This window comes from Streptomyces sp. NPDC007162, assembly GCF_040634175.1.
Classification (GTDB): domain Bacteria; phylum Actinomycetota; class Actinomycetes; order Streptomycetales; family Streptomycetaceae; genus Streptomyces.
The window spans coordinates 1-6,305 of the sequence record NZ_JBEYFC010000511.1; the positions used below are offsets into that span (position 1 = coordinate 1).

A 6,305-nucleotide genomic window follows, 5' to 3' on the forward strand; every position below is an offset into this window, starting at 1 on the left:
GGACCGGCAGAGACGTTCTCTGCCGGTCCTGACTCGTTCTGTGCCCGCCGGGGGATCGTCGTGCTATCCCCAGACCAGCAGCCGCCACTGGACGGTGGGCCGCACCGCGAGCCGCATCACCCGGTCGTCCCGCACGCCGGTGAAACCGGTGGTGTACGCCGCTGTGGCGTTGCAGCCGGCCACCTCCAGGACGGAGCCGCCGGATCCGTCGGTCACCTTCGCGGCGCCGGGCCCCAGGCAGACCAGGCGCACCGTGATCTGGGAGCCCGTCTTCGCCAGGGGCACCGCGACCCGCTCGGCACCCCGCCCGCTCCGCGCCACCAACAGCTTCCCGGACGGAGCCGGGACCTTGAGGGAATCGAGCACCGGCAACCGCGTCTCAGCGACCGCCGAGGCACGGACCGCCGTCGGCGCCGGCGACGGTGACTGCCGGGCCGAGGAACCGCCGTGACCGCAGCCGGCCACGGCCGTCAAAGCGGCGGAGATTACGGCCAGAATTGCTGCGCGTCGCGAAAGACGGGCGCCGGCGACGGAAATCATCCCTTGGTGCTCCAGAATGCCGGGATGTGGTACGGGAGTTTCGCGACGCCCTTACGCACGATCACCCATTTGCAACCCGCGCCGTAGTGCCCGTAATTCCAATTCATCGTGTCACGGTCGGCGCCGGCGTGGAGGTACCCCTTCCGCCAGGAGGCCGGCACCTTCCAGGTGTCACCGTAGGAGACCGAGGCCGTCATGGTGAGCGCGAACGAGACGCCCACGGTCTGCTTGGCGCTGGCGACGATGGCGCTCTCCTCGGTCTGCAGAGAGCCCGTGATGGTGCCGGTGACCGAAGTCCCGGCGGTGAGCGTGATGCTGAGCGTGTGCCCGCCCGGCGCGCTGGACGGCGGCACCATTCCGATCCGTGCGGACTTGGGGGAGCTGAATTCGTACGACGATTCCGTGCCGCAATTGTTCGGATGCACCGTTGCGGGGGCGGCCGCGTAGGCCGAAGTCGTACCGACGGCGAGCAGGGCGAGCATGGCCGCGCCGACAGTCGTGGTTCTCGCGTGGTGAGTCAAGATTTCGGTCCCTCGTCGAGAAAAAAGGGGGAGACCCGTCGACCACCCCGTGTGGTGACTCCCCCGTAAGCGGGAACCTAATGCCCGGGTTCAGAACAGGAAAGAGGGTTGGCCATCTCATTGCCATGGCTTTGTCGATAACCTCAAGCGAAGCTCAGATAATTCCGGCCGCTCGATTTTCGCGTCCCAATTCGGAGGAAGTGCCGCTTTGTGACAAGTTGGCAAAGTCATGTGCATGTCCTTGTGGTGGAGTGCAGGGTTCGGGCGTATCCGTCTGATCGGACCACGCACCGAAGGGACGCCCCATGGCACTCTCCCGCTCGGCACGTCTGGCGGCTGTCGCGACCGCGGCAGCCGCCACCTTCGTCATCGCCGCCGCTCCCGCCCCCACCCCGGGCGCCGACGGCATCGGCGACCCCTACTTCCCGCAGCTCGGCAACGGCGGTTTCGACGCCCGCCACTACGACCTCGACATCGCCTACGCCCCCGACACCGGCCGCCTGGACGGCCGTACCACCCTCACCGCGCGCGCCACCCAGAACCTCTCCTCCTTCGACCTCGACCTCCAGCAGCTGGACGTCACCCGGATCGAGGTGAACGGCAGACGCGCCGAGTTCACGCGCAGCGGCGACGAGATCACCGTGACCCCGAGGGACTTCCTCCGCAAGGGCCGGGAGTTCACCGTCTCCGTCACCTACGGCGGCATACCCCAGCCCCTCAACAGCCCCATCGTCTTCGGCTCCGACTACGGCTGGATGAAGACCCCCGACGGCGTCTTCGTCGCCTGCGAGCCCAACGCCGCCTCCACCTGGTTCCCGTCCAGCGACCACCCCTCCGACAAGGCCACCTACGACATCAGGGTCAAGGCGCCCAAGGGCCTGACCGCGGTCTCCAACGGCCGGCTCGTCTCGACCTACGACAAGGGCGCCTCGACGTACACCCACTGGCGCGAGTCGAAGCCCATGGCGACCTACCTCGCCACCGCCACCATCGGCAGGTTCGACGTCCGCACCGGGAAGACCCCCTCCGGCATACCGATCTACGTGGCCATCGACCCCACCCTCGCCAACAGCAACAGCGTCGACGTGTACGCCGTGACGGCCGCCGCCACCGACTACTGGGCCTCGCTCTTCGGGCCGTACCCCTTCGAGGAGACCGGTGCGATCGTCGACGACATGCCTCAGGCCGGGTTCTCGCTGGAGGTGCAGAGCAAGCCGGCCTACTCGGCGGTGCGCAACGAGACGACGATCGTGCACGAACTGGCCCACCAGTGGTTCGGCGACTCGGTGAGCGTGGCGCAGTGGAAGGACACCTGGCTCAACGAGGGCTTCGCCACCTACGCCCAGTGGCTGTGGGCCGAGCACCAGGGCACCAGGTCGGCCCACGACTCGTTCCTCGCCGCGTACGACGCGCGGGCCGCCGACAACCCCTTCTGGGGGATCACCGTCGCCGACCCGCAGCGCGACACCATGTTCGCCTCCGCCGTCTACCAGCGCGGCGCCATGACCCTCCAGATGCTGCGCGAACGGATCGGGGACACGGCGTTCTTCAAGCTGCTCCCGGCCTGGACGAAGCTGCACCGCTACGGCAACGCCGACACCGCCGACTTCATCCGCCTCGCGGAGAAGGTCTCCGGGCAGCAGCTCGACGACCTGTTCCGGACCTGGCTCTTCACCCCCGGCAAACCGACCCTGTAGGCCTGGCTTTGTAAGGTGCATGCACCCTGGCGGTCCACAATGTCAGGGTGCAGCTCCAGCAACTCTTCTCTCCCTCCGTCCAGCACACGCTCGACGTCATCGGCATCTTCGTGTTCGCGATCTCCGGCGCGCTGCTGGCTGTCCGCAAGAACTTCGACGTCTTCGGCATCGCCGTGCTCGCCGAGGTCACCGCGCTGGGCGGAGGGATCTTCCGGGACGTGATCATCGGCGCGGTGCCCCCGGCCGCCTTCACGGACCTGGGGTACTTCCTGACCCCGCTCATCGCCGCCCTGGTGGTCTTCTTCCTGCACCCGCACGTCGAGCGGACGCAGTCGGCGGTCCTGGTGTTCGACGCGGCCGGCCTCGGCCTGTTCGCCGTCAGCGGCACGACGAAGGCGTACTCCTACGGCCTCAACCTCACCGCCTCGGCCGCCCTGGGGCTCGCCACCGCGGTCGGCGGTGGCGTGCTCAGGGACGTGCTCGCCAACGAGGTTCCCTCGCTGCTGCGCTGGGACCGCGACCTGTACGCGGTCCCGGCGATCGTCGGGGCGACGACGGTGGTGCTGTGCATCCACTACGACGCGCTGAACCCGTTCACCACCGGGCTCGCGGTCGTCACCGCTTTCGTACTGCGCCTGCTCGCGATGCGGTACCACTGGCGAGCGCCGCGTGCGTGGAACCGGCGCTCGACGGTTCGAGAGGAGTAGTGGAGCGGCCCTTGACGTGACTTTGGCCCATGTTGACCGTGAGCCACTCGAACACGGTCGTCACCTGGGGCCGCCACAGCGCCATGTTGTGGCCGCCGTCGCTGCGCGGCAGGAACACCACGTGCACGGTGGTCGGCGCCTTCGCGATCTGTTCGAGCGCCACCCCGGCCTGGTAGCCGTCACCGGACTCGCCGGACAGGTACAGCGCGATCGGGGGCGGGCCGGCCGCCTTCCGCAGCAGCAGGTAGGGATTGTTCTGCTCGCGCAGGGTGATGTTCTGCGCGGCGAGTGAATTGCGCTCGCCGATGGGGTCGTTGTACCCGGACAGGCTGACCGCGGCCCGGTAGCGGTCGGGGTGCGCGACCGCCAGCTTGACCGCGCAGTGCGCGCCGGCCGAGTAGCCCGCGGTGGCCCAGTTCGCCGGGGCGGGGGCGGCCCGGAAGTTGTCGGTGACCATCTTCGGGACGTCGATGCTGAGCCAGGTGTCGGCGTTGACCGTGCCCGGGATGTTGGCGCACCCGGTGTCCACCCCGGCCAGCAGGTTGGTGCGCGGGGCGACCAGGATGAAGGGCGCGACCCTGCCGCTCCTCATCAGCGGCTCCAGCTGCTGGATCACCTTCATCGAGCCGAACCACGCCTTGGCCGAGCCGGGGTAGCCCGGCAGCAGCTCCACCACCGGGAACTTGTGGTTCTTGTACTTCGGTTCGCCGTACTGGGGCGGCAGCCACACGTAGACCTCGGCGTTCACCCCGGAGACCCGGCCCTTGAGCTGGGTGACCTCGACCCCGCGCATACCCGGTCCGCTGGCCGCGGCGAAGGTCTGCTTCACCTTGGGCAGCGTCTTCAGCGCTATTCCGCCGGTCCCGTCCTGGCCGAGGTTGGCGGCCTGCTGGACGTGGTTGCCGGTACCGAGGAGATCCGCCCAGTTGTCGTACAGGTTGTTCTGGTTGTTGACCAGTACGAAGATCAGCGTCACCGCCGTGGCCTGGGCGAACAGCAGCATCAGGACCCGGGCCGCGGCACGCACGAACCTGGGCCCCCGCACCCTCGACCACAGGGCGAGCGGCAGTATGAGGGCGACCACGGTCAGGACGATGGTCGTGTAGAGGAACGGAGTCCCGGTGAGGCTCATGTCCCCATAGAGGGGAATTCCCGGGTCCGGGTTACGGACGTCTCCGGACACTTACCTAGAAATTGCCGGAACCTCACTCGGGAGAGGGATCCCTTACCGGGGAGTCACTGCCGTGTGCATCACAAAAGCGACCGCTTAGTAATTTTCTCTTGTACGGTTCAGGCATGTCAGAAGCAGCAGCGACGCGGGCCGTCATCGGCGACAGCGAGTTCGACCGCGACACCGCGGTCACCCGGCGCGCCCCCGGGGTCTACGACATCGACCTCTCGGCCGGCTGGACCATCATCAGCGCCGTCAACGGCGGCTATCTGCTGGCGGTGCTCGGCCGGGCCCTGGCGGACACGCTGCCGCACCCGGACCCGTTCACCGTCTCCGCGCACTACCTGACCGCGTCCCGGCCGGGCCCGGCCGTGATCCGCACGGACACCGTCCGTACCGGCCGCACCCTCTCCACCGGCCAGGCCTCCCTCTTCCAGTACGACGACGAGGGCAACGAGGTCGAACGCATCCGCGTCCTGGCCTCCTACGGCGATCTGTCCGCCCTCCCCGACGACGTCCGCACGACGGCCGTCCCGCCCGCCATCCCGCCCATGGACCAGTGCTTCGGTCCCCAGGACGGCCCCGCCCCGGTCGACGGCAGCTCCGCCATCACCGAGCGGCTGATGCTCAAGCTGGACCCGGCGACCCTGGGCTGGGCCCTCGGCGCCCCCTCCGGCAAGGGCGAGATGCGCTCCTGGTTCGGTCTCGCCGACGGCCGGGACGCCGACCCGCTCTCGCTCCTGCTGGCCGTGGACGCGCTGCCGCCCACCGCGTTCGAGATCGGCCTCAAGGGCTGGGTCCCGACCGTCGAACTCACCGTGCACGTCCGGCACCGCCCCGCCCCGGGCCCCCTGCGGGTCTCCATCACCACCCGGAACCTGGCCGGCGGCTTCCTGGAGGAGGACGCCGAGGTCTGGGACAGCGCGGACCGGCTGGTCGCCCAGTCACGGCAGTTGGCCCGCGTCCGGCTCGGCTGACCGCCCGCCTCTGTCACGGCCATGTACCAGCGGGCAGGCCGGCTCCGCCCGGGAAGGCGCAGGTCGGAGCGGTGCCTTGAGGTCTCCTTTGCCCGAATCACAGACGGGGGACAGGGCGGCCCCACGTACGCCCTAAGCGCCGTTGGTTGAGTGCCACGTCTCAGGACTCCCTCATCCGTCATGGAGCTGGCTCTCATGAAGCGTGTACGTCTCGTCCCCGCGGTCGCCCTGCTCGCCGTGTCACCGCTGCTGCTGACCGCCTGCGGCTCGGGCGACTCGTCGTCCTCCACCGGCAACGGCGACTCCGGCCGGTCGCAGTCCTGTCAGCGCCCCTCGGGCATGCCGACCGGTCAGGCCTCCGGGGCTCCGTCCGGCGCCCCGACCGGCACCGCCAAGCCGACCGGCACCCCCACCGGCATGCCGAGCGGTGCGCCGGGCGGCGGCGGTCGGGGCGGCGGCCCCGGCGGCACGGGCGGTGGCTGCGGCGGCCGGGGCGGTCCCGGGGCCGGCGGCTCGGCCCCCGGCGGCGCGCCGACCGCGCAGGCGACGAAGAGCTGACCGCGGAGGTCGTACGACAGGGGCGGCGCGTCCGGCGAACGGACGCGCCACCCCCGTCGGGGGCGGCGGCGGGGGGAGCCCGGGGAGATAGGGAGAGAGGCGGGGGGGGGGAGAGGGTGGAAAGGGGGGGGTTG

General features: G+C 69.7%; 7 protein-coding genes. 4 read left to right on the forward strand and 3 right to left on the reverse strand.

The window, feature by feature from the left end:
- Positions 1-63: 63 nt before the first annotated feature.
- Both ABZ646_RS37635 and ABZ646_RS37640 read right to left on the reverse strand, forming a co-directional pair.
- Positions 64-366: a hypothetical protein gene (locus tag ABZ646_RS37635; protein ID WP_360529505.1), complete on the reverse strand. Its 303-nt coding sequence runs from the start codon at positions 364-366 to the stop codon at positions 64-66.
- A gap of 170 nt (positions 367-536) precedes the next feature.
- Positions 537-1,022: a hypothetical protein gene (locus ABZ646_RS37640; protein WP_360529508.1), complete on the reverse strand. Its 486-nt coding sequence runs from the start codon at positions 1,020-1,022 to the stop codon at positions 537-539.
- Between the two features lie 344 nt (positions 1,023-1,366).
- Here ABZ646_RS37640 and ABZ646_RS37645 point away from each other — a divergent pair, with 344 nt between their 5' ends.
- Positions 1,367-2,758, forward strand: a complete 1,392-nt coding sequence (locus ABZ646_RS37645) for a M1 family metallopeptidase (protein ID WP_360529511.1) — start codon at positions 1,367-1,369, stop codon at positions 2,756-2,758.
- A 47-nt stretch (positions 2,759-2,805) separates the two neighbouring features.
- Complete coding sequence (locus ABZ646_RS37650; protein WP_360529514.1) at positions 2,806-3,465, forward strand: trimeric intracellular cation channel family protein; 660 nt, start codon at positions 2,806-2,808, stop codon at positions 3,463-3,465.
- On the opposite strand, the gene ABZ646_RS37655 is transcribed toward ABZ646_RS37650, so the two are convergent.
- On the reverse strand, positions 3,374-4,597 hold the full coding sequence (locus ABZ646_RS37655; protein WP_360529517.1) for an alpha/beta hydrolase-fold protein: 1,224 nt from the start codon (positions 4,595-4,597) through the stop codon (positions 3,374-3,376). The genes ABZ646_RS37650 and ABZ646_RS37655 overlap by 92 nt on opposite strands.
- A gap of 164 nt (positions 4,598-4,761) precedes the next feature.
- Here ABZ646_RS37655 and ABZ646_RS37660 point away from each other — a divergent pair, with 164 nt between their 5' ends.
- Positions 4,762-5,613 (forward strand): thioesterase family protein, encoded by an 852-nt coding sequence (locus ABZ646_RS37660; protein WP_360529520.1) that lies wholly within the window; start codon positions 4,762-4,764, stop codon positions 5,611-5,613.
- Between the two features lie 195 nt (positions 5,614-5,808).
- Positions 5,809-6,171: a hypothetical protein gene (locus ABZ646_RS37665; protein WP_360529523.1), complete on the forward strand. Its 363-nt coding sequence runs from the start codon at positions 5,809-5,811 to the stop codon at positions 6,169-6,171.
- Positions 6,172-6,305 lie beyond the last annotated feature (134 nt).

Excerpts from the sequence above, each read along its gene's own strand:
- ABZ646_RS37640 (WP_360529508.1), bottom strand. The coding sequence starts at position 1,022 with ATGCTCGCCCTGCTCGCCGTCGGTACGACTTCGGCCTACGCGGCCGCC.
- ABZ646_RS37645 (WP_360529511.1), top strand. The coding sequence starts at position 1,367 with ATGGCACTCTCCCGCTCGGCACGTCTGGCGGCTGTCGCGACCGCGGCA.
- ABZ646_RS37655 (WP_360529517.1), bottom strand. The coding sequence starts at position 4,597 with ATGAGCCTCACCGGGACTCCGTTCCTCTACACGACCATCGTCCTGACC.
- ABZ646_RS37660 (WP_360529520.1), top strand. The coding sequence starts at position 4,762 with ATGTCAGAAGCAGCAGCGACGCGGGCCGTCATCGGCGACAGCGAGTTC.
- ABZ646_RS37665 (WP_360529523.1), top strand. The coding sequence starts at position 5,809 with ATGAAGCGTGTACGTCTCGTCCCCGCGGTCGCCCTGCTCGCCGTGTCA.